Origin of the sequence: Halorubrum sp. SP3, from assembly GCF_005435195.1 — an archaeon.
Classification (GTDB): domain Archaea; phylum Halobacteriota; class Halobacteria; order Halobacteriales; family Haloferacaceae; genus Halorubrum; species Halorubrum sodomense.
Map to the genome: position 1 here is coordinate 155,368 of NZ_SGTU01000004.1, position 22,252 is coordinate 177,619.

Annotated in this window: 22 protein-coding genes and 1 tRNA gene; 7 read left to right on the top strand and 16 right to left on the bottom strand. The window is 71.0% G+C overall.

Annotated elements, in window-relative coordinates:
• Positions 1–22: 22 nt before the first annotated feature.
• Positions 23–1,237, top strand: coding sequence for a hypothetical protein (locus tag EXE42_RS04775; protein WP_092921254.1), 1,215 nt, complete (start codon positions 23–25; stop codon positions 1,235–1,237).
• A gap of 39 nt (positions 1,238–1,276) precedes the next feature.
• On the opposite strand, the gene EXE42_RS04780 is transcribed toward EXE42_RS04775, so the two are convergent.
• The 7 genes from EXE42_RS04780 to btuC all read right to left on the bottom strand — a co-directional run bounded on the left by EXE42_RS04780 (position 1,277) and on the right by btuC (position 6,428).
• Positions 1,277–1,408: a rubrerythrin-like domain-containing protein gene (locus EXE42_RS04780; protein ID WP_137694416.1), complete on the bottom strand. Its 132-nt coding sequence runs from the start codon at positions 1,406–1,408 to the stop codon at positions 1,277–1,279.
• A 173-nt stretch (positions 1,409–1,581) separates the two neighbouring features.
• Positions 1,582–1,654, bottom strand: a tRNA-Thr gene (locus EXE42_RS04785).
• A gap of 583 nt (positions 1,655–2,237) precedes the next feature.
• Positions 2,238–2,627 carry a peptide ABC transporter ATP-binding protein gene (locus EXE42_RS04790; RefSeq protein WP_092921253.1) on the bottom strand — a complete coding sequence of 130 codons (390 nt, stop codon included), beginning with the start codon at positions 2,625–2,627 and terminating at the stop codon, positions 2,238–2,240.
• Positions 2,614–2,835, bottom strand: a complete 222-nt coding sequence (locus EXE42_RS04795; RefSeq protein WP_092921252.1) for a hypothetical protein — start codon at positions 2,833–2,835, stop codon at positions 2,614–2,616. The genes EXE42_RS04790 and EXE42_RS04795 overlap by 14 nt, the downstream gene beginning before the upstream one ends.
• A gap of 83 nt (positions 2,836–2,918) precedes the next feature.
• Positions 2,919–3,914: a class I SAM-dependent methyltransferase family protein gene (locus EXE42_RS04800; protein ID WP_137705990.1), complete on the bottom strand. Its 996-nt coding sequence runs from the start codon at positions 3,912–3,914 to the stop codon at positions 2,919–2,921.
• A gap of 67 nt (positions 3,915–3,981) precedes the next feature.
• Positions 3,982–5,265, bottom strand: coding sequence for an ATP-binding cassette domain-containing protein (locus tag EXE42_RS04805; protein WP_137705991.1), 1,284 nt, complete (start codon positions 5,263–5,265; stop codon positions 3,982–3,984).
• On the bottom strand, positions 5,262–6,428 hold the full coding sequence (gene btuC, locus EXE42_RS04810; RefSeq protein ID WP_092921249.1) for a vitamin B12 ABC transporter permease BtuC: 1,167 nt from the start codon (positions 6,426–6,428) through the stop codon (positions 5,262–5,264). The genes EXE42_RS04805 and btuC overlap by 4 nt, the downstream gene beginning before the upstream one ends.
• A gap of 62 nt (positions 6,429–6,490) precedes the next feature.
• Here btuC and EXE42_RS04815 point away from each other — a divergent pair, with 62 nt between their 5' ends.
• Positions 6,491–7,720: a PGF-CTERM-anchored ABC transporter substrate-binding protein gene (locus tag EXE42_RS04815; protein ID WP_137705992.1), complete on the top strand. Its 1,230-nt coding sequence runs from the start codon at positions 6,491–6,493 to the stop codon at positions 7,718–7,720.
• 48 nt (positions 7,721–7,768) lie between these two features.
• Here EXE42_RS04815 and EXE42_RS04820 read toward each other — a convergent pair whose 3' ends face one another.
• Positions 7,769–9,016, bottom strand: coding sequence for a pyridoxal-phosphate dependent enzyme (locus EXE42_RS04820; RefSeq protein ID WP_137705993.1), 1,248 nt, complete (start codon positions 9,014–9,016; stop codon positions 7,769–7,771).
• 316 nt (positions 9,017–9,332) lie between these two features.
• On the opposite strand from EXE42_RS04820, the gene EXE42_RS04825 reads away from it, so the two are divergent.
• Positions 9,333–10,655, top strand: coding sequence for an NAD(P)/FAD-dependent oxidoreductase (locus EXE42_RS04825; protein WP_137705994.1), 1,323 nt, complete (start codon positions 9,333–9,335; stop codon positions 10,653–10,655).
• 151 nt (positions 10,656–10,806) lie between these two features.
• Here EXE42_RS04825 and EXE42_RS04830 read toward each other — a convergent pair whose 3' ends face one another.
• The 3 genes from EXE42_RS04830 to EXE42_RS04840 form a co-directional block, all read right to left on the bottom strand.
• Positions 10,807–11,973: a thiamine pyrophosphate-dependent dehydrogenase E1 component subunit alpha gene (locus tag EXE42_RS04830; protein WP_137705995.1), complete on the bottom strand. Its 1,167-nt coding sequence runs from the start codon at positions 11,971–11,973 to the stop codon at positions 10,807–10,809.
• Positions 11,974–11,995: 22 nt separating this feature from the next.
• Positions 11,996–12,478, bottom strand: coding sequence for a hypothetical protein (locus EXE42_RS04835; protein WP_092921244.1), 483 nt, complete (start codon positions 12,476–12,478; stop codon positions 11,996–11,998).
• 241 nt (positions 12,479–12,719) lie between these two features.
• Positions 12,720–13,760 (bottom strand): NAD(P)-dependent alcohol dehydrogenase, encoded by a 1,041-nt coding sequence (locus EXE42_RS04840; RefSeq protein WP_092921243.1) that lies wholly within the window; start codon positions 13,758–13,760, stop codon positions 12,720–12,722.
• 133 nt (positions 13,761–13,893) lie between these two features.
• On the opposite strand from EXE42_RS04840, the gene EXE42_RS04845 reads away from it, so the two are divergent.
• Entirely contained in the window at positions 13,894–14,955 is a 1,062-nt protein-coding gene (locus tag EXE42_RS04845) for an amidohydrolase family protein (RefSeq protein WP_092921242.1), read from the top strand.
• Positions 14,955–15,887 carry an iron-sulfur cluster assembly protein gene (locus EXE42_RS04850; protein ID WP_092921241.1) on the top strand — a complete coding sequence of 311 codons (933 nt, stop codon included), beginning with the start codon at positions 14,955–14,957 and terminating at the stop codon, positions 15,885–15,887. The genes EXE42_RS04845 and EXE42_RS04850 overlap by 1 nt, the downstream gene beginning before the upstream one ends.
• A gap of 82 nt (positions 15,888–15,969) precedes the next feature.
• Here the strand turns inward: EXE42_RS04850 and EXE42_RS04855 are convergent, their stop codons facing one another.
• The 4 genes from EXE42_RS04855 to EXE42_RS04870 form a co-directional block, all read right to left on the bottom strand.
• Positions 15,970–16,170 (bottom strand): hypothetical protein, encoded by a 201-nt coding sequence (locus tag EXE42_RS04855; RefSeq protein ID WP_092921240.1) that lies wholly within the window; start codon positions 16,168–16,170, stop codon positions 15,970–15,972.
• Positions 16,171–16,202: 32 nt separating this feature from the next.
• Positions 16,203–16,994: a metallophosphoesterase gene (locus tag EXE42_RS04860; protein ID WP_137705996.1), complete on the bottom strand. Its 792-nt coding sequence runs from the start codon at positions 16,992–16,994 to the stop codon at positions 16,203–16,205.
• Positions 16,991–17,821, bottom strand: coding sequence for a J domain-containing protein (locus tag EXE42_RS04865; protein ID WP_137705997.1), 831 nt, complete (start codon positions 17,819–17,821; stop codon positions 16,991–16,993). The genes EXE42_RS04860 and EXE42_RS04865 overlap by 4 nt, the downstream gene beginning before the upstream one ends.
• Positions 17,822–17,928: 107 nt before the next feature.
• Entirely contained in the window at positions 17,929–18,186 is a 258-nt protein-coding gene (locus tag EXE42_RS04870) for an MTH865 family protein (RefSeq protein WP_092921237.1), read from the bottom strand.
• Positions 18,187–18,399: 213 nt separating this feature from the next.
• On the opposite strand from EXE42_RS04870, the gene EXE42_RS04875 reads away from it, so the two are divergent.
• Positions 18,400–19,578, top strand: a complete 1,179-nt coding sequence (locus tag EXE42_RS04875) for an inorganic phosphate transporter (RefSeq protein WP_092921236.1) — start codon at positions 18,400–18,402, stop codon at positions 19,576–19,578.
• Between the two features lie 113 nt (positions 19,579–19,691).
• A complete protein-coding gene (locus tag EXE42_RS04880; RefSeq protein ID WP_137694324.1) occupies positions 19,692–20,750 on the top strand; it encodes a M42 family metallopeptidase in 1,059 nt (352 codons plus the stop codon).
• A gap of 23 nt (positions 20,751–20,773) precedes the next feature.
• Here EXE42_RS04880 and EXE42_RS04885 read toward each other — a convergent pair whose 3' ends face one another.
• Positions 20,774–22,075, bottom strand: coding sequence for an MFS transporter (locus tag EXE42_RS04885; protein WP_137694323.1), 1,302 nt, complete (start codon positions 22,073–22,075; stop codon positions 20,774–20,776).
• Positions 22,076–22,252: the final 177 nt, after the last annotated feature.

The window sequence follows — 22,252 nt, forward strand, 5'->3', positions numbered from 1 at the left end:
GGCTCTCCGCGTGACGTGATCCGTGCAGCGAGCGTCGGTTCTCCTCGTCGTCGTCGCCCTCCTCGGAGTCGCCGGTCTCGCGCTCGGTGCCGGCGGCGCGGGCGCGGTCCCGTTCGAGGGCGGCTTCGCGCAGATGGACGTCGAACCGGACGACGTGTCGCTGGCGGTCGCGGTCCAACCGGACGGCGACGCGCAGTGGACCGTGGAGTACCGGATCCGACTCGCAACCGACGAGGAGGAACGGGCGTTCGAGGGACTCCGCGCGGACGTCGAGAGCGACACCGACGCGTACACGAGCCGCTTCCGCGAGCGGATGGTCTCGACCGCGGCGACCGCCGAGTCGGCAACGGGCCGAAACATGACGGTGTCGAACGTGACCGTGACCGCCGAGCGCCGCGAGCTCCCCCAGGCGTACGGCGTGTTGACCTATCGGTTCGAGTGGACGAACTTCGCCGCCGTCGACGGCGACCGACTCCGGGTCGGCGACGCGGTCGGCGGGCTGTTCTTAGACGGCTCCTCGTCGCTCATCGTCTCGTGGCCCGAGGGGTACCGCCTAGAAGAGACGACGCCGGACCCGGACGAGGTGCGCGAGCAGTCCGTCGTCTGGAACGGCCCGGTCGACTTCTCGGCCGGGCAGCCGCGGCTCACGGTCGCCCCCGCGGGCCCGCTCTCCGGGCTGCCGACCGCCGGAGCGGTCGCGCTCTTCGGCCTGCTCGTCGTCGCCGGGGGGGCCGTCGCGTATCGTCGGCGGGGCGACGAGGACGACGCGGGCGCGGGAGTCGTCGCGGCCGGGAGCGAAGAGACGGCGACCGAGAGCGAGGCGACCGCGGGCGAGGCGGCGGACGCGGCGACCGTCGGCGCGGCCGCGAGCGACGGGGCGGAGCGCGACGGCGGCGACGCGGACGGCGGCGAATCGGAGCGCGGGTCGGCCGAGACGCCGCCCGTCGACAGCGACCTGTTGAGCAACGAGGAACAGGTGCTTCGGCTGATCGAGTCGCGGGGCGGGCGGATGAAACAGAAGCGGGTGGCCGAGGAGTTGGACTGGACCGCCGCGAAGACGAGCCAGGTGGTGACCGGACTCCGCGACGAGGGCGACCTCGACGGGTTCCGACTGGGCCGCGAGAACGTCCTCTCGCTCCCCGGCTACGACCCCGAGGCGGACGCGGGCGACGGCGAGGGAGCCGAGAGAGACTCCGACGACGGGAGCGACGAGGCCGACGCTACCGGGGACAACTGACCGAACCGACGACCGTCCGAGGTCGGTCGAGTCCGCCGGTCACAGGTCCCGCGAGCGCCCGAGGTGGTGGAGTTCACCCCCGCATTCGCACTCGCCCGGCGAGCCGGTCCGACGACCGCATTCGAAACACTCGTACACTTCTTCGCCGTCACAGTCGTATTTTGGTCGCATATATCTACACACGCTCCCGTGGTAGATATTCACATTCCTAATATTATTTGGATAATATAAATACTATATCGAGTTCCGGTGACCGAACGATCGGACGTAGTCGATCGGGGAAAGACGGGAGTGCGACGGCGCCCGAGTCGAGGCTCCTCGGTTCGGCGGCGGTCGGTGAAAAGAGCCGGAGGAGGGATTTGAACCCTCGACCTATTCCTTACGAAGGAATCGCTCTGCCAGCTGAGCTACTCCGGCACGCATGCTTCAATTCCCGGACGGAAAAATAAGGGTTCCGAAACGGTGACGGAGCGGCGATTCGGCGCCTCCAGTCGCTCGCTAGAACCGGTGAATTATTCCGATATTAATCAGACATACGTCTCTGATACCCTCGAATACTACCATGAGACACACAAGAAATCGGGAGACAACACAACTATATAAGGAAAAAGACTAAATACGTGTTCGGACTTCAATCTGAGCGTGATGACACCGCCCGCGTGCCGAGACGGCGGGGATCGAATCCCTCGGCGGTGCGTGCCCGGTCGAAGCCCGTGCCGGGCGGCGAAGGTCCCGCCGGTCGTCACCCCCACGACGACTCGGCGCGGCCGTCATCCCGATCGGCGTTCCGTCGCGGCTACCGTGTGAAACGCGTCTCCGACGCGCCAAGCGCAGAATCGCCTCTGGTCCGAGACCGCCGCCGCGACCGCTTGTCATGTGACGGGCCACGGCCGCGCCGCCCCGACCCCCTCGGGCGGCGCGGCGTTCTCGCTGTCTCGACGCCTCCTTGCGAGCGGCCGGACCGCTCGGCGCATCCGAGCGTCGGCGCGCGAGACGCGAACTACGCGAACAGCCGCCGCGTCCGGCGCGCCGCCGCGGAGAGGCCGCCGTAGCCGGCGCCGACGAGCCCCGCGAGCCGGACCTCGGCGGGCGCGACGCCGAGGCGGTGAGAGAGCGGACCGGGGCGCGCGTCAGCGCCCGCCACCGCAACCGTTCGGCCGCGGACCCTGACCTCGGCGGTGAGCCCGCCGCGAACCAGCTCCGCGACCGCGAGGTTCGAGACGGACTCGTCCGGGAGTCGCCGGGCGATGCGGAGGGCGTCGCGAGCGCTGTCGACCTCGACGAACACCCGGCGGTCCGTCGCGTGGACTTCGGCCTCCGCCCCGCCCGTCGACAGCGTCAGGTCCTCGGTCTCGACCGTGAGCCGCCGCCCCGACTCACTCCCGCTCACTCGTGGTGACCCGGACCCCGCCGTCGATGCGCCACTCGGCGTGTTCGGCGTCGTCGCCCGTGCCGCTCGGCACCTCGACGGTCATGTCCTCGAACTGGTAGTGTATCTCCGCGTCCCGTCCGGTCAGTCGGTCGTACAGTCCGATCGCCAGCTCCGGCCAGGTGGTCGTCTCGTCGATGCGCTCCTCGGGGTCTGCGGCGTCGCTCATGCCATGAGACGTTAGTGAGCATCACTCATAAGTTACTCCCCTGACGTGTCTGTCCGAGCGCCCCCGGGCGCCCGGCGGCGGGCTCAGTCGTCGACGCGCGTCAGCCGGACGTCGAGACAGACGTTGTACTCGTGAGGGGCGTACGACCTGACGACGCGCTCGGTCTCGACGTCGACGGCGTAGGCGTCGCCCGCGGCCGCCTCGATCGCGCGCCGGCCCGGGCCGAACGGGTCGTCCTCGTGTTGGATGTCGTAGTAGTGGACCGCGCAGTCGTCGCCCGCGAGCGCGACCGCGGCCTCCAGGAACTCCTCGGCGGAGTGCGGGAGGTTCATCACCAGGCGGTCTGCGGTCCCGGCGTGCGAGTCCGCGAGGTCGCGGGCGTCGCCGGCGATCGCGGTGACGCGGTCCGCGACGCCGTTGCGCTCGGCGTTCTCGCGGAGGTACTCGACCGCGCGCTCGTTGAGGTCGTAGGCGACCACGTCGGCGCCGCGGGACGCCAACGGGATCGCGTAGGGCCCCACGCCGGCGAACATGTCGACCGCCGACTCCCCCGATTCGACCTGCTCGACCACGCGGTGGCGCTCGGTCGCGAGCCGCGGCGAGAAGTAGACCGCCGCGACGTCGAGCGCGAACTCGTGGCCGTACTCGCGGTGGACGGTCTCGGTCCCGTTCCCGGCCAGCACGTCCCACTCGCGGACCCGGAGTTCGCCCTCGATCGGCGACGCGCGGTTGAGGACGGTCTCGCAGGGGAGGTCGGCCGCCATCACGGCGTCGGCTATCTCGCGGGCGCGCTCGTCGTCGTCCTCGTCGATTATGACGATACCCCCCAGCCGTTCGAGCGAGGGCTCGTAGCCGAGGATCTCCGCGGGCGCCGTGGGGCGGTCCCGCGCCGCCGCGTCGCGGGCGACGATCCGGTCCGCGAGGTCGGCGGGGACTCGGTCGCGGCCGACCACGGGGATGTATATCGTGTCGTCGTCGACCGCGATCTGGTGGTCGCCGTCGAGGGCGTCGGCGTCGGCGAGCCGGCTCCGAACGGTCTCGCCGCGCTCGCGGGCGACGGCGACGCAGGGAACGCTCATCGTCGGACGGAGGGGGGCGAGCGAATAAACGGTGACGCTTCGCGGATGGCGCGCGGAACTCGGCGGGTCACCCTCGGTCCGCGGTCGCGGCCGCGGCCCCGACCGCGTCGAGCAGTTTCGCGTCGTCGACGTCCGCCGGAACGGGAACGAGGCGGTCCGCGGCCGCCGCTACGTCCGCGTTCGGGCCGCCCGCCTTCGGGCCGCCCGCGATCACGGACTCGCCCCCGGCGGTCCCGACCGCGAGCGTCGCGTCCGCCTCGGCGGCGAGGTCGCGGGCCGCGGCAGTCGTCTCCGGGGTCGGTCCCTCGAACGGCGGCGCCGTCACCGCCGTCGCGCCCGCGTCCGCGGCGGCGCCGGCGGCCGCATCGCCCTCCGGGACCACCCCGACCGACGGCTCGTGGCCCGCGGCGGCCAACCGGGCGACGACGCGCGCGGCCGGGCGCCCCGTGCCGATCACGTGAACCCGCCGCGGTTCGACGTCGCTGTGCGGGAACGCCGTCACCGCGGGCGTCCCGGTCGCCGGGTTGCGACCGACGAACGCCTCCGCGTCGAAGGCGGCGCCGACCGCGGACGCCGACAGCACCGACTCCGGCGGGCCGGCCGCCCGGACGCCGCCGTTCGCGAGGACGACGACCTCGTCGCAGTACCTCGCGGCCGCGTCCAGGTCGTGGATCGCGGCGATCGCACCGCGTTCGCCGTCGTCGACGAACTCGCGGACCAGTTCGAGGGTCTCGACCGCGTGGTTCACGTCGAGGCTGGCGGTCGGCTCGTCCAGGAGGAGGAGCGGGGCCGCCTGCGCCAGCGCCCGCGCGAGCAGCACGCGCTGGCGCTCACCGCCCGAGACCGCCGTGATCGACCGGTCCGCCAAGCGCTCGACGTCGGCCGCGGTCATCGCGGCGTTGACCGCGTCGTCGTCCTCGACCCCGTGCGCGTCGAGGCGACCGAGGTGCGGCGTTCGCCCCATCTCGACGACGTGTCGCACGGGGAAGTCGAACGCCAGGTTCGTCGTCTGCGGGACGCTCGCGACGCGGCGCCCGACCTCGCGGGGCGACAGCGACGACGCCCGCTCGCCCCCGATCCGGACCGTTCCCGCGTCCGGCTCGACCGCGCCGGTGACCGCGCGCAGCACCGTGGTCTTGCCGGCGCCGTTGGGGCCGACGAGGCCGACGAGCGAGCCGGGCTCGACCCGGAGGTCGACGCCGGAGACGACGTCGACGTCGTCGAACGAGACGGCGACATCCGACGCCGACAGGAGCGGTTCGTCACCGAACGAGAGCGACGTGTCGGGGAGCGACTCGGGGTCGGCCGCGGCGGCCGAGGGAGCCTCGTCGTCGGAGCGGTCCGCGCTCACAGCTCCGTCACCTCCCGGGTCACGAGCAGGTAGACGAAGAAGGGCGCGCCGACCGCGGCGGTGATGATGCCGACCGGGTACTCGGCTGGCGCCGAGCGCGCGACCGTGTCGGCCGCGACGAGGAAGGTACCGCCCGCGAGCGCCGCGGTCGGGAGGAGCACTCGGTGGTCGGGGCCGACGACGAGCCGGAGCATGTGCGGGACGATGAGGCCGACGAACCCGATCACGCCGGCGAACGCGACGCCGGCGGCCGTGACGAGCGCCGAGGCCGCGAGCAGGATCCGCTTCGTGCGCTCCACCGCGATACCCAGCCCGCGGGCCTCCTCCTCGCCGAGCAGGAGGACGTTGAGGTCGCGGGCGTACGCGAGCAACACGGCGAACAGCGGCGGCACGACGGCGGCGGTGACAGCGACCTCGCTCCACGCCGCGCCCGAGAGGTGGCCCATCAGCCACGCGACGATCTGCCGGAGCGACTCGCCGGCCTGTAGCTGGAGGTACGAGACCACCGCGCCGAGGAACGTCTGGACCGCGACGCCGGCCAAGAGCAGGGTGGCGACGGGCGTCCGACCGTGACGGGTCGCGATGGCGTACACGCCGAAGGCGGCGACGAGCGCGCCGGCGAACGCGAAGAGGCTGGTCCCCGCGCCGCGCGAGAGCGAGACCTCGACGGCGCCGAGGAGGGGGACGGCGACGGTCGTCGAGAGCGCGACGGGGAAGACGATGAACGCGACCGCGCCGACCGCGGCCCCGGAGGAGACGCCGATGATCGACGGGTCCGCCATCGGATTGCGGAAGAAGCCCTGCATCACCGTGCCGGCGGCCGCGAGCGCGAACCCGACGAGCGCGGCGAGCAGGATCCGCGGGAGCCGCACCCCCACGACGATCTGCTGGTGGACGGCGTCGACGGGGAACGCGAACGGCGACGCGAACGCGAGGCCGAGTCCCGGGAGCGTGAGCGGCCCGACGCCGGGGACCGGCAGCGGGCCGACGCCGCTCGCGGTCGTCTCAATTCCCGACGGCACGGAAAAGGCGTTCAACACCGATTTCACGACGGTCTCGGGTGGGATTCGGACCGGTCCGATCGCGGCGCTGACGACGACGACGACCGCGAGCAGCGCGGCTATCGCCGCCGACCAGCCCGCCGACCGCACCCAGGGACGCATCCGTACTCCAACACAACTTGTAGTAGGTAAATACTTATTGGACGAGCCCGGTCGTGGATGCGATGCGAAACAGCTTCGCGATCGCGATGGCCGTGCTGGTGACGACCGCCCTGATCGGCGGCGTCGCCGGGACTGCCGCGGGCGCACAGCCGACGATATCGATCGACGGACCGACCGCGGGCGCGCAGCCGGCGGTCGGAGCCGCGGGCGCGACGGGGGGCGGCCCCGCGCAGACTGACGGCGCCTGCGGCTTCCCGGTCAGCGCGACCGACGCCACCGGGACCACGGTGACGCTGGAGGAGCGCCCCGAGCGGATCACGACGATCAACCCCTCGGCCGCGCAGACGCTGTGGGAGCTGGGCGCACAGGACCGGGTCGTCGGCGTGAGCCGGTTCGCCACCTACCTCGACGGCGCCGAGGAGCGCGCGAACGTCTCCGCCTCGTTCGGCGCGAGCGTCGAGCGCGTCGTCGCCACCGAGCCCGACCTCGTGCTGGCGCCGAACTCCTCGGCGGCCGACGTCGAGCCGCTCCGCGAGCAGGGGCTGACGGTGTACCACTTCCCCGCGGCCACCTCGATCGACGACATCGCCGAGAAGACGGAGACGATCGGTCGGCTCGTGGGGGCGTGCGACGCCGCCGCGGAGACCAACGAGGAGATGTACGACGCGGTCGAGGCCGCGGAGGAGCGGACGAGCGGCGTCGACCGCCCGGCTGCGCTGTACCCGCTCGGCGGCGGCTACGTCGCGGCGAACAACACCTTCATCGACGCGATCATGACCGTCGGCGGGACCGAGAACGTCGCCGCCGACGTCGGATCGGGGTACCCGCAGCTCTCCGACGAGGTCATCCTCGAAGCGAACCCGGAACTGATCCTCGTCACCGACCCCGAAGCGGCGATCCTCGACACCGAACCGTACGCCAGCACGACCGCGGGCACCGAGGACAGCTACGTGGTCATGAACGTGAACTACCTCAACCAGCCGGCGCCGCGCAGCGTGATCGAGTCGACGACGACGCTGTCGAACGCGGTGGTCGAACTCCGGAGCGAGGGCGGCGAGTCGACGGACGGCGCGGACGACGGCGATTCGTCGGGCAACGGTACCGCGACCGACGGCGCGGACGACGGCTCGTCGACCGACGGCGCGGACGGGAACGAAACGGGTCTGACCGCCGCGGACGGGAACGAGAGCGACGGAAGCGCCGGAGAGACGGGCGCGGAGTCGCCCGGCTTCGGCGTCGTCGCGGCCGCCCTCGCGCTGCTCGCGACCGGGCTGCTCGCGCGGCGCGAGTGACCGGCGAGGAGCGCGCGAGTCGCACCGACCGCTGACCGACGTTCCGGCTCAGATTCCCTGACCCATCAGGTGGCTGCGCAGGACGTCCGGCGTCTTCAGTCCGGCGTCGCTGTTGAGCAGCACGACGGTCTCGTCGCCATCGAAGAAGCCGTCCTCCGCGAGCGCCCACGCCCCGGCGGGGGCCGCGCCGCCGGTGGCGCCCATCTCGACGACCTCGTTCTGCGCCACGGCGGTCGCGCTCGCGAGGATGTCCTCGTCGTCGACGCCGACCGCGGTCCCGCCGCTCTCCGTGACCGCCTCAACGGCCGCGGCGCCGCCAGCCGGGTCGGGGATCTCCAGTTCGCCGCAGATCGTGTCCGGCGTCTCCCACGGCTCGGGCTCGTCGAGGCCGCGCTCGACCGCGGCCGCGATCGGGGCGCAGCCGGACGCCTGCGCCGCGACGACCTTCGGAGTCCCGTCGATCGCACCGACCCGGTCGAGCTCGACGAACCCCTTGCGGACGCCGGCGACGACCTCGCCGGACCCGGTCGGGACGACGACGACGTCGGGGGCGTCACCGAGGTCCGCGACGAGCTCGAACGCGACGGTCTTGCCGCCCTCGTGGCGGTACGGGGTGACGAACTCCCCGAGGTCGGTGTAGTCGGTCTCCAACTGCTCGTCGACCGCTTCGGCCGCGTCCGGGAAGCGCCCGCCGACCACGCGCATCTCGCCGCCGTGGACGTTCGTCATCGCCTTGTTCGAGAACGCGCACCGCGAGGGGACGAACGCGTACGAGCGCAGGTCCGCCCGGCCCGCGTACGCCGCCATCGACTGGCCGGCGTTTCCGGGGCTCGCGCAGACGAGCGGCTCGACGTCGGCGCCGTCCGCGACCCGTCCCGCCACCGCGGTCATCGCGAGCGAGAGACCGCGGTCGAGGACGGTCCCGGTGGGGTTCCGGCCCTCGTCTTTGACGTACACCGATGCCACGTCGAGCTCGTCGGCGAGGCGGTCGGTGGCCACGAGCGGCGTCCCGCCCTCGCCGGCGGTGAGCGCGTCCGCGGCCGGGAACGGGAGCAGCGCGTCGAAGCGCCAGTGGCCGCGGGCGGTCGCGGGCGCCGCGCGAGCGTCCCCGCTCCCGCCGCGAGCCGCCGGGTCGAACAGGTCGTCCGGGTCGACCGCGTCGTAGTCGTAGGTCGGGTCGAGCCCCCGCGCCCGCTCGTCGTCGTCGATCGCCGCCGCGTCGGCGGTCTCGTGAACGCGTCCCGACGCCCGACTCTTCAGCCCGCGAAACGCCGGCGTGGTCTCGGTCGTCTCCATACCGAACCGTGTGGCGGCGGCGACTAATCGCTTCGCACTCGGACGCGAGTCGCGGGAGGATGGACCGCCGGCGGTGCGGCGGCGCGCGCCTTCGAGCGGCCGCCCTCGGCGGCCGCGAGACAGCGCGTGCGAGGGAGTCGGTGGTCCGGAGCAACGCGGAGGACCGCCGACGAGGCTGGGGAGGCGTGAGGCTGCGGTGCCGTGCGGGGCGGGACTCGAAGGGGCAGCCGGGAGGCGGGCGCAGGTGTTCACGAGAGCGAAAGCGACTCGTATCGACTCGCCGCCGCTTATAATCCCGCGACCCGAAACCGCACCTATGAACGGAGACGCCACGGTCGTCGGCGGCGGGCTGGCGGGGCTCGTCGCGGCGACGCGGCTCGCCGAGGCGGGCGCGGACGTGACGCTGTACGAGCGACGGCCCGAGGTCGGCGGCCGGGTACGCACGGAGACGGTCGACGGGTTCACCCTCGACCGCGGCTTCCAGGTCCTCTTCTCGGGCTACCCCGCCGTCGAGCGCGAACTGGGCGCCGACGGGCTCGACGACCTCGACCTGCGGACGTTCGCGCCCGGCGCGACGATCTGCCGACCGGGCTCGCGCTCGACCCTCGGTGACCCGCTCCGGGACCCGCGCGCCGCGCTCCCCTCGCTCCTGAACGACGAGGTCTCCCTCTCTGACAAGCTCCGGACGCTCGCGCTCCGGTACGACCTCGCGAACCGCGACGCGGACGAGTTCTTCGCCGGCCCGGACGCGCCGATCCGCGAGTACCTTCGCGACTGGGGATTCGCCGAGGACTACGTCGAGAACTTCGTGGAGCCCTTTTACGGCGGGATCACCCTCGACCGCACCCTCTCGACCTCGAAGCACGTCTTCGAGTACACGTTCCGCGCGATGGGGCGCGGCTCCATCGGCTTCCCCGCCGCGGGGATGGCCGCGCTCCCCGCCGCGCTCGCCGACCGCGCCCGCGAGGCGGGCGTGACGATCGAGACCGGCGAGGACGTCGAATCGGTCCGGATCGCGGGCGGCGGGCGGATCCCCTTCCGGTCCGGCTCCGCCGACGCCGACGGCGCGACCGTCGAACTCGCGGATGGCGCGACCCGCGAGGCGGACGCGGTCGTCGTCGCGACCTCGGCGCCCGAGGCCCGGCGGCTCACGGGCGTCGAGTCGGTTCCCACGGAGGGCGTCCCGAACGTCACCGGCTGGTACGCGCTCCCCGCGGGGGAGTCGTTCGAGACCGGCGAGCGCATCCTGCTCAACGCCGCGAGCGAGCCCCCGAGCGCCGTCGTGCCGATGTCCGAGGTCGCGCCCGAGTACGCGCCGGACGGCCGCGCGCTGCTCGCGGCGACGTTCCTCGGCGAGGACGCGCTGGACCGGCCCGACGAAGACCTCCGCGACGACGTCCGCGACGCGCTCAACGCGTGGTTCCCCGAACGCGACTTCTCCGGGCTGGAGACGCTCAACGTCCACCGGATCCGGTTCGCGCAGTTCGCACAGCCGCCGGGCGTCCACGCCGACCTCCCGGATCCCGACGACCCGGAGGGACCAGTGGCGCTCGCCGGCGACTACACGGAGTGGTCGTCGATCCAGGGCGCGTTAGAGAGCGGGCGGAAGGCGGCCGCGGCGGCGGCGGAGTATTTATAACCGATCGTCGTCGCGCCCAGACTCCCAGTCCGACTTCGACTCGCGTCGCATGCGATCGAGGTCGACGTCTCGGTCGCGAAGAACTCGCTTGATCGCACGGAGGCGGTCCATCGGATCCATCGTCTAAGTACGTCTACTCGTTTCCAGTTAGTTATTCTTCCCGCAGAAACGCCTCCTTCCCGTGCTCCTCGACGGCCGCGAGCAGCTCGTCGCGCTGGCGGCGGACTTCCGGCGGGAGTTCGGCGTACGCGCTGTCGAACATGTCGGCGGGGTCGGCCGCGACGGACTCCGCGAAGTCGATCGCGTCGGCGACGACGTCGTCCGCCTCGTCGCGAATCGCCGCGACGCCCGCGTCGTCGATCCGACCGGTCTCGCGGAGGAACGCCTCCATCCGGTCGAGCGGGTCGAGTGCGCGCCACGGCTCCACGTCGTCGGGGTCGCGGTAGGCGGTCGGGTCGTCGGCGGTCGTGTGCGCGCCGAACCGGTACTCGACGAACTCGATGAGAGTCGGTCGGAGGGTGTCGGGGTCGTCCCCCGAACTGTCCCCGCCCCCGCGAGCGCGCTCGGCGGCCTCCCGCGTGACCGCGTAGCTCGCGAGCGGGTCCATCCCGTCGACGCGGACGCCGTCGAAGCCGTAGGCGGTCGCCTTCCGCGCGAACGTGTCGCTCGCGGTCTGGCGGGACTCGGGGATCGAGATGGCCCAGCCGTTGTTGTGACAGCAGAACAGCGTCGGCGTGTCGAACACGCCCGCGAAGTTCATCGCCTCGTGGAAGTCGCCCTCGCTGGTCGCGCCGTCGCCGAAGTGCGCGGCGACGACGCGGTCCTCGTCGCGGTAGTCGAACGCCCACGCGGCGCCGACCGCGTGCGGGAGGTGCGCCGCGATCCCGATGTTGAGCGGGAAGACGTTGCCGTCGGCGATCGCCTCGGTCCCGGACTCGTGACCCATCCAGTACGGGAGGTACTCCGAGAGGAGGTCGCGGACGACGACCGCGCCGTGTTCGCGGTACTGGTAGCTGATCAGGTCCCGGTCCGCGAGCGCGTGCGTCGAGCCGACCGCGGACCCCTCCTGGCCCGCGCAGGGCGCGTACGTCCCGATCCGTCCCTGCCGCTGGAGGCTCACCGCGCGTTCGTCGAACCGGCGCGTGACGACGAGGTCCCGGTAGATCGCGCGGAACTCCTCGTCGGAGAGGTCCGGGACCGTCGCGTCCGGCAGGGGGCTGCCGTCCGGCCCGAGCACGCGGTAGAGGTCCTCGCCGGCGAGGGGGTCGGTCGCGTCGTCGCGGCCGGGCGCGCCCGCGTCGCCGCCGTTCTCGTTCATGAGCGATTGGTGTGGGCCGCGGTCACAAGGAGTTAGCGGTCGCGCCGGCGTCCGAGCCCGCTCGGCTCCGGCGGCGGAGGAAGGTTATCGGGGGGCCGATCAGCGCGCCGGCGGCCGTCGTCAGTCCGATCACGAGGCCGACGAGGATCGGGGTGGGCCCCGCGACGAGCAGGTCGACGCTCCAGACGACGAGGAACCACGCGATCCAGCAGAGGCCGGTGCCGAGCGCCGTGAGCGCTCCGAACGCGACGCCGGCCGGGTACGTGTACGTCGCGCGGCGCTCGACGAGCAGCCACCAGACCGCGGTGCCGACGAGGAGCGCCGGCGCCGCGAGGAGCGGGACCGGGAACGACGGCGAGAGGCCGACAACCTCGGCGAAGAGGCCGAGGACGGTCGAGAGCAGGCCGGCGGTGACCGCGCCGCAGGCGAACGCGTAGCCGCCGGCGAACAGCGCCCACCGCTCCGGGGACGAGAGCCCCAACTCGGGCGGGAGGTATCGATCCATACCCGGAGGTCACGAACGCGGGATAAAGGCTTTCCCGTGAATGAAACGCCGTTTTGCGTCTCCGATCACTCACCGACCACCCGGAACGCGCGACGGCGGATCCGCCGGTGACGGACCCTCGGATCGTTGTGAAGCGGGCTCTGCGGTCCGCGGTCCGCTGATTCGGGACGAACACCGAAACCCTCCCGTGAGCCGGGCCACGGTTCGTCGGTCGGAGGCCCGTCAGGGGGGTGGAGACCCGTCAGGGCGTGATGACGGCGCGCCCGTCGATCTCGCGGTGTTCGAGCTTCTCGGCGACCGTGTTGATCTCGCCGAGGTCGTACCGGCTGGTGTGGAGGTCGACGTCGCCCTGCTCGACGAGCGCGACGAGCTCCTGGAGCTCGGCGTACCGGCCGACGATGTTGCCGACGAAGGAGAACTCGCCGTTCACCAGCGCCTGCGACGGCTCGTGGACGTGGCCGCCGTAGCCGATGATGTGGTGGTCGCCGCCGGCGGCGGTGATCTCGGGGGCGTACGAGGTCGTCACGTCCTCGCCGACGAAGTCGAGCACCTGCGCCGCGCCGGTGCCGTCCGTTATCCCCTCGATCTCGGCCGCGACGTCCTCCTCGCCCGGATTTATCAGGTGGTCGGCGCCGTACCCCTCCGCCAGGTTGAGCGCCGAGTCCTTCAGATCGACCGCGGTGATCCGGGCCGCGCTCATCGCGTCGAGGCACTGGAGGCCGATGTGGCCGAGGCCGCCGACGCCGATGACGACGGCGTGGTCGCCCGGGTTCAGGTCGGCGACCGCCTTCTTCGCGGCGTGGTACGCGGTGATCCCGGCGTCGGCGTGAGGCGCGATGTCGATCGGCTCGACGCCCGACGGGAGCGGGATCACCGAGCGCTCGCTGGTGTGGAGGTACTCGGCGAAGCCGCCGTCGGTGGTGAGCCCGTTGAACGCGTCGTTCTCGCAGTACATCGTCTCGCCGAGCCGGCACGGGCGACACGTCCCGCAGGTCTGGACCGGGTGGCAGATCACCGGGTCGCCCGGCGAGACCAGGTCGACGTTATCCCCCGTCTCGACGACGGTACCGGCGTTCTCGTGGCCCAAGGTCAAGGGGAGCTCCTGCGGGACGTACTCGGTCCACATCCCCTCGATGATGTGGTTGTCCGTCTGGCACCACCCCGCGCCCTCGACCTCGACGATCACGTCGTCCGGCCCCGTCGCCGCCGGTCGGTCGACCTCGTCGATGCTGAGCCCCTCGCTCATGTCGTCGGTGTACTCGTGGAGTCTGGCAGCTCGCATGTGACGTACTCTCTCGCGGCCTATGTCATAAACGTTCGTTCTGTTGTCAGTAGCGAGGTAAACGGGAAACGAACAGGTAATTTACCTGAACGATCCTTATAGTTATATGTAAACACGTCACAGAGTGACTCGTATGTACGAGATGGACGGCGAGGAGATCTTCGTCATCGACGGCCACGTTCACCTGTGGGACGCGCGGGAGGAGAACATCATCCACGAGGGGGGCGAACAGTTCCTCCAGTGCTTCTACGACTACCACACCGGGTTCACCCCGGAGGAGGAGCAGTGGGACATCGACACCTATCGGCACTACGGCGCCGACAAGATGACCGAGGACCTGTTCGGCAACGCGGCCGCCGACATGGCGATCTTCCAGCCCACGTACCTCGACGACTTCTACGACGAGGGGTTCAACACGACAGAGCAGAACGCCGAGCTCGCCGAGGAGTATCCGGAGCGGTTCGTCTTGAACGGGAGCTTCGACCCGCGCGACGGGGAGGAGGGTCTGCGCTACCTCGAACACCTCAAAGCGGAGTACGACATCCCCGGCGTGAAGCTGTACACCGCCGAGTGGCGCGGCGAGTCGAAGGGGTGGCGCCTCGACAGCGACGAGGCCTTCGAGTTCCTCGAGAAGTGCGCCGACCTCGGCATCGAGAACATCAACGCCCACAAGGGGCCGACGATCCGCCCGCTCAACCGCGACGCGTTCGACGTGAAGGACATCGACGACGCCGCCTCGTCGTTCCCGGAGCTCAACTTCATCGTCAACCACGTCGGGCTCCCGCGGCTCGACGACTTCTGCTGGATCGCCGCCCAGGAGCCGAACGTGTACGGCGGGCTCGCGGTCGCCTCCGCGATGTCGACGAACCGCCCGCGGAAGTTCGGCGAGATCATGGGCGAACTGCTCTACTGGCTCGGCGAGGACCGCGTCCTGTTCGGCTCCGACTACGCGCTGTGGAACCCCGACTGGCTCGTCGAGCAGGTGCTGAACGCGGAGCTCACGGACGAGCAGCGAGACGAGTACGGGGTCGAACTCGACGTCGACACCATGAAGAAGGTCATGGGCGAGAACGCCGCGGAGCTGTACGACATCGACATCGAGGAGAAGAAGCGCCAGTTCCGCGACGACGAGGTCACCGAGCGGTTCGATCTCGAGTCCCACTACGGCGGCGACGCGGGGGCCGCGGCGGACTGATGTCGGGGAGCAGCGCAGGCCCGACGAGCGGTCCCGGCGGCGACGCCGCGAGCGACATGACCGGCGACGCCGGCGACTCGACGGACGACCCGAGCGGAGATCCGGACGGAACGTCGACGGTCAGGGACCGATTGGACCGCGTCGAGGACCCGGAGCTCGCCCGCTCGATCGTCGAACTCGACTACGTCGACGCGATCGAGGTCGACGGCGACCGCGTCGAGGTCCGATTCACGCTTCCGACCGCGTGGTGTTCGCCCGCGTTCGCGTGGATGATGGCCACCGACGCCCGCGACGAGGTCGAGGCGCTCGACTGGGTGCGGGAGGCCCGGATCGAGCTGTGCGACCACATGCACGGCGAGGAGATCACGACCGGCGTGAACGCGCGCGACACCTTCGGGGAGACGTTCCCGGACGCGGACGGCGGCGTGGCGGCGGTGCGTGCGGCCATCGCCGACAAGGCTCGGGTCTCGACGCAGCGCGAGGCGGTCAGCGAGCTGCTCGACGCCGGCGTCGACCCCGAACAGGTCGTCGCCCTCGAACGCTCGGAGGTCGAGGTCGCCGGCGACGAGGCGCACGTCTCGCTCGACGGCCTCGCGGTCGTCGTCGACGCCGAACCGGTCGCCGACTACCTCGACCGCGTCGAGACGAGCGGCCACGTGACGGAGCCCGACGACACGCTGTTCCTGACGCCGGAGGGCGACCCGATCCCGGCCGAGCGACTCGACGTGGTCCAGAAGCGCTCCCGGCTGGCGAGCGTGAACATGGGCGGACAGGGCGCCGTCTGCGACGCGCTTCACCGGGCGCGCCACGGGCCCGACGGCCCGGACGGGTCCGGCGCGTCGTACGTCGACCAGTCGGGCGACGGTCCCTCGGCGTACGACGGCGACGTCGACGAGTTCACCTCGACGTGGACGCTCGGCAGCAACGACTGACTCGCGGTCGGCCCCCGCCTCGTCCGCTGTCGCGTTCCGCGCCCTCGGTCTCGTTCCTCTCCCTCCGTCGCGGTTTCCCGCCTCAGCGGATCGGTCCGAGTCCGCCGAGCCCCCCGCCGCCTTCCGACCGGCCGTCCGTCTCTGGCTCGCCGTGCCCCTCCCTCTCCAGTCCGTGTCGACCGCTCGCGGCCCACTCGTCGCGGTCCCAGCCGCACGCCGGACACTCGCTTTCCCCCCAGTCGAACGGCTCGCCGCAGCCGAGACAGGCGTTTTCCGTGTTCATGGGTCACAGTACTCACGAGAGGGCAAAAGCGTTCACAACAGCTCGCGAAACCGTCCGAGCGGCGGGAACCGTAGCGACTCCTCGCGGTCGGGATCGTACACCACCGGGGCGAGGGCGGCGGCGTCGGAGAGGAGCGGGGAGTCGAGTCCCGCCGTCGTCGCGTCGTTGACGGTCACGCCCGGGGCGAGTCGGGTGAACGCGGGGAGCACGAGGAGGTCGGCGTCGCGGTACGTCCCGTCGCCGCGGAGGAAACAGGGGCGCCTGTCGCCCTCGATCTCGATCGTCGGGTGGACGTGACCGATCACGTATCGGTCCGCCGCCGTCGCGGGCGCCTCGTGACCGTGACAGACGACGGTGCGGTGCGCGCCCGGGTCGCCGTCGGTCGCGTCGTCACCCACCCGCGTCCCCTCGGTGTCCCGATCGCGTTCCGCGCCGAGGACCAATTCGTCGCGGATCGGCCCGTCCCACGCGTTCGCGAGCGCGGCGTCATGGTTCCCGGCGACGAGTTCGAGGGCGGCGCCGTTCGCCTCGCAGGCGTCGCGGAGCGCGTTCAGGGTCTCGCGGCTCCGGTCGGTGACTCGGTCGAAGGTGTGTATCGCGTCGCCGGCGACGACGACCGTCGCCGGGTCGAACCGATCGAGGAGCGCGCCGAGGCGGTCGCGGAGGTCCGCGCGCTCGCCGAGCGGGAGGGAGACGGCGGAGGCCTCGTCGCGGCCGACGTGGAGGTCGGCGACGACGAGCGCGTCGGGTCCGGCGAGGTGTATCGCGCGCTCCGCGAACGCGACGCCGCCGTCGGGGGCGGGGTCGACGTCGGGATCGGTCACCGTCCGAACCCGGGCGACCGCTCCCCGCGTCGGCCCGCGTCGGGGTCGCCGGGCCCCTCGGTGCGGTCCGCGTCCCGGCCGCCGGAACGGCCCCGCCCCCCGGCGTTTGCTCCGCCGTCGGCGTGGTTGCGGGCGGTCGCGTACGCCTCTCGGACGCGTCGGAACGACTCCTCGTCGCCGCCTTGGTCCGGGTGGGTCTCCTTGGCGCGCTCGCGGTAGGCGCCCTTCACGGCGTCGAGGTCGGCGTCGCGGTCGAGGCCGAGTTCGTCGAAGGCGACGCCCACGGGGTCGGCCCCGCCGCCGGGACCGCGGGGCGTCGACCGCCCGACGGATCGGTCACCGCCGAACCGGTCGCTCCCGAATCGACCGCCGTTGAACGGGCCGGAATCTGAGCGATCGGCGCCCGAGTCGTTCGGGCTCGCCCAGTCGGGTTCGTCGACGTCGAAGGGGAGGCGACGACCGAGTCCGCGCCCCGGCATCTCGTGTTCACAGAGGACGGTGTAGACGCCCTCGCCCTCCAGCCGGAAGTAGTCGTGCGCGTCGAAGGTGATCGCGACGCCGCGGTCGGGGAGGTAGAACGGGACGGCGACGTCGTCGAACGCGTGGTCCTCGTCGAAGCGCTCGCCCGCGGCGTTCAGGTACGACCGGATCTCGCGACGGCGACGCTCGTCGCCGGCGGCGCCGCGGCGGCCGGTCTCCGCGGCGCGGGGCGGCGCGAACCGGTCCCCGAGGTAAAAGGCGAGCGCGACCACCCCGGTGGCGGCGGTCCCGAGGGCGATCCCCCAAAGGACCCACGGCGGCAACAGTCCGATCAGGTCGGCGGGCACACCCGCGGTAACGGCTCCGCGGTAATCAACCTCCCGCCGGCGTGTGGGCTACGGGGCACCGGGCGCTGCGGATCGTCGGCGGGACAGTCCCGCTCGTCCCGAGCGACTCAGATCATCTCCTTCGCCTCGAGCCCGTCGAGGATGTCGTCGACGAGGGCCTCGGCGGAGTCGTAGGGGAACTCCTGTTCGCTGCCGAGCTTCGCCGCCAGCTCCATGGCGGTGAGGCTCACGTCGCCGGCCTCGAACTTCGTCGCCGGACCGTCGGGCAGCGCCGGAACGAGGTCCATCTGGTTCTCGACGGGGAAATCTGCGCCGCCGAACGCGTCCAAGAACTGTTCGCGGAGTTCCGCTCTCACGTCGCTCATACACGTTTCATCCCGAGAGCGACCGCAAAAGGGTTCCGGAACAACGCTGAACTCGTTTAGCGTTGAACGGAGCCGCGGGACCACCGATCTCGATGACACGAATACGGCGTTCGGAGACCGGTTCGGTGGAACCCGCCGACGCGTCGCCGCTCCGACGACGCGTCTTCGGCTATGACGCTACTTATTTTACGGGGGTGCGTGTACCGATCGATAATGGTCGAGACCGTTCTCGTAGTCGGCGTTATCGCGGCTATCTTCGTCGGATTCAATATCGGCGGCTCGTCGACGGGAATCGCGTGGGGGCCGCCCGTGGGGGCCGACATCATCAGGAAGACGACCGCCGCGGGGCTCATGACGTTCTTCGTGTTCCTCGGCGGGTGGACGGTGGGACGGAACGTCATGGACACGCTGAGCGAGGGCATCATCACCACGGAACTCGGGCTCTCGGCGGGCGTCGCCATCCTCTTTTTCATCGGACTGGGTATCCTCGTCGCCAACATCTTCGGCGTCCCCGTGCCGACCTCGATGACGACCGTCGGCGCGATAGCCGGGCTCGGACTGGCGACTGAGACGCTCAACTACGAGACCATGTCCGGCATCATTTCGTGGTGGATCGTGACGCCGATCATCGGATTCTGGGTTGGCGGCGTCGTCGGACGCTACCTGTACCCCGAGGTGAACCGACGGGTGGAGATCGACAAGTCGGACGGTCCGCTACTGGTCTTCGACCGGAGCGGAGGAGTTCCGAAACCGGAGTTCGGTCCGAACACGACGTGGTCGGAGCTCCTCAGCACGGTGGTCGTGATCCTTATCGGCTGTTACATGTCGTTCAGCGCCGGGGCGAGCAACGTCCCGAACGCCGCCGCACCGCTGGTCAGCGGCGTCGGCGGACTCCCCGACGACACCGCGATTATCATCGCCACGCTCGCTATCGGCGTCGGCGGCTTCACGATCGCTCGCCGGACGATGGAATCGGTCGGCGGGGAACTGAGCGACATTCCGCTGCTTGCGGCCCTGTTCGTTATGCTCACCGCGTCGACGATCACGACGGCGCTTTCCGCGATCGGCATCCCGATCAGCCTCGTGATGGCGACGGTCATGACGATCGTCGGGATCGGCTGGGGCCGCGCGACCCGTCCCGTCACCGTCCGCGAGGCCGTCACTCGGGACACGGGGGAATCCGAGATCGTTCCCGGCGCGATCACCGCCGAAGAGATGGCGGGGAAACCCGCCGCACCGATCGGGGAAAATGAGCCCGACGAGGTGCTCGAAGCGGGAGACCTGTTCAACCCCCGGGCGATAATGAAGTACGTCTCGATGTGGATCATCGGCCCGTCCGTCTCGACGATTCTGGCCTACGGGTTCTTCCGCCTCGTCCCCGGGATCGCCTGACGACGGAACGTCCGTAGCCGGACGGCGTCCTCGAAAGTCGTCCCGCGAACTCCCGATCCGAGCGGCGTACCGGATCCTGCGGAATTTAGTCGGTGGCGCGGTCACCACGTGGTATGCCACGCGAGTTCGACTTCGAGTTCGACCTGCTCCGAGAGCTGACCGAGGCCCGCGGTGTCCCCGGCTACGAGGACGACGTCCGCGAGATCGTCCGCCACGAGTTCGCAGACCGCGTCGACCGCGTCCGGAGCGACGCGATGGGCAACGTCGTCGGGACGATCGAGGGCGACTCCGACTACTCCGTCGCCGTCGCGGCCCACATGGACGAGATCGGCTTCATGGTCCGCCACGTCACCGACGAGGGGTTCGTTCAGGTCGACCCCCTCGGCGGCTTCGACGCCCGGGTGCTTCGCGCGCAGCGCGTCACCGTCCACGGCGACGAGGACCTGACCGGGGTCATCGGTTCGGTCCCGCCGCACACGCTCACGGAGGAACAGCAGGAGAAAGCCGACGAGGTGAAAGACGTCTTCATCGACCTCGGGCGCGACGCGGAGACGGTCGCGGACCTGGTGAGCGTCGGCGACCTCGTCACCCTCGACCAGACCACGACGCGCATGGGCGACCGCGTCACGGGGAAGGCGCTCGACGACCGGATCTGCCTGTTCGCGATGCTGGAGGCCGCCCGCCGGATTGAGGATCCGGACGTGACGGTCCACTTCGCGGCGACGGTCCAGGAGGAGGTCGGCCTGCGGGGGGCGCGGGCGCTCGGCGTCGACGTCGACCCCGACCTGGCCGTCGCCTTGGACGTGACCGTCGCCAACGACGTGCCGCAGATCGGCAGCCCGGCCGACGCCGTCACCGAACTGGGCGAGGGGACCGCGGTGAAGCTGAAGGACTCCTCGGTGATCACCAGCCCGAAGGTCCACGGTCGGCTCACCGAGGTGGCCGAGGAGGAGGGGATCGACCACCAACACGAGGTGTTGCCGGCGGGCGGCACCGACACCGCGGGGTTCCAGACCGGGGCGGGCGCCAAGCCCGTCGGGGCCATCTCGATCCCGACGCGATACCTCCACACCGTCACCGAGACCGCCGACGGCGGCGACGTCGAAGCGACGATCGACCTGCTGACGGCCTTCTTGGAGTCCGAAACGGGCGAACACGACTACACGCTCTGAACGAGATTTCCCGCTGATCGGTGTCAGTCGTCGCCGGGGACGGTCGGTCCCGGATCCCGGCCGGCGCGGTGGGCCCGCCGCGCCTGCCACGCGAAGCCGGTGGTCGCGAACGCGATGAACCCGGCCGCCAGCAGGAACCCCGTCTCGGTGGTCGTCACGTCCATCGTGGTCCCGACCAGCACGGGACCGACGACCTGGCCGACCTTCCACGAGACGGAGCGCAGGCTCATCGCGCTGGCGACGGAGTCGTACGCCTCGCCCTCGCTGACGAACAGCGACATGCTCGCCGGCAGCCGGATCGAGTCGGCGATCCCGAGCAGCGAGTAGGCGGCGAACAGCGCGAAGAAGGCCCCGCCGAGCGTCTGGAAGCCCCCGAGGTACGAGACGGTGACCGGCGAGAGCGTGCCCTCGAAGTACGCCGCGAGGGGGATGATCGCGGTCCCGACGCCGTAGAGGAGCGCACCGACCGCGACGAACGGGTACGTGCGTTCGTAGCGGTCGGTGAGGTCGCCGACGAACCCCTGCGTGAGCGCCTTCGTCGCCTTCCCGCCGGCCATGATCCAGCCGATGGCGAACGCGGAGATGTCGAACGACGTCCGCGCGTAGATGGGGAGGAAGATGATCACCGCCATCTTCCCGACGCTGAACGTGAACCGGAAGAAGACCAGCGCGCGCAGCATCGGGAGCCCGAGCAGCGACCGGAACGTCTCCAGGCCGCCCGCGTCATCGGGGTCCTTCCGGCCGCCGGGGTTGTCGCGGAGGAACGCGAACACCAGGACGAACGCGGCGAGCGTGACGAGCGTCAAGACGAGGTACGTCTCCGCGAACCCGTAGGCGTACAGGAGGTAGCCGCCGACGAGGTCGCCCGCGAGCGACGAGACGGAGGCGAACTGGTTGTACGAGCCCAGCCACCGCCCCTGTTCGTCGTCCGGGCTGATCTCGCCGATCACGGTCGCGCCCGTGATCCAGAGGACGCTCGCGCCGAGCCCCTGAACCATCCGCACGAGGATGACGTGGACCGAGCTGTCGACCAAGGCGAAGCCGACGAAGACGGCGACGTTGATCAGGAAGCCGCCGAGCAGCCACCGCTTCGCGTTGCCGGTGTCGACCTTCCGCCCCAGCGGGAGGACGATGACCAGTTGAACGACCGCGAACGCGGTGCCGAACAGCCCCTCGATGAACCCCGTGGTGCCGAAGAGGTCCGCGTACAGCGCGAGGGCGATGAGGATCGTCGAGTACGCCTGACTGCGCGCGAACGCGGTCCCGGCGAGCGCCGCGAACTCCCGGTCCCCGAGCAGCCGTACCGAGTTGCCGAACTGGGCCACGGTCGTCTCCGATCGGGGCAACGACGGCCCGAGAAAAAAGCGCCGTCGATCCGGCGGTCCGCGTGGGGTTATCGTTTCAGGCGGTCGATATTCGGGTCGGACTGTCCGCGTGAGCCACCGACGGCGGAGACGCCGCTGCTGACTCCGATCGGCGGCGAGAACTCGCGGGGAAGACTC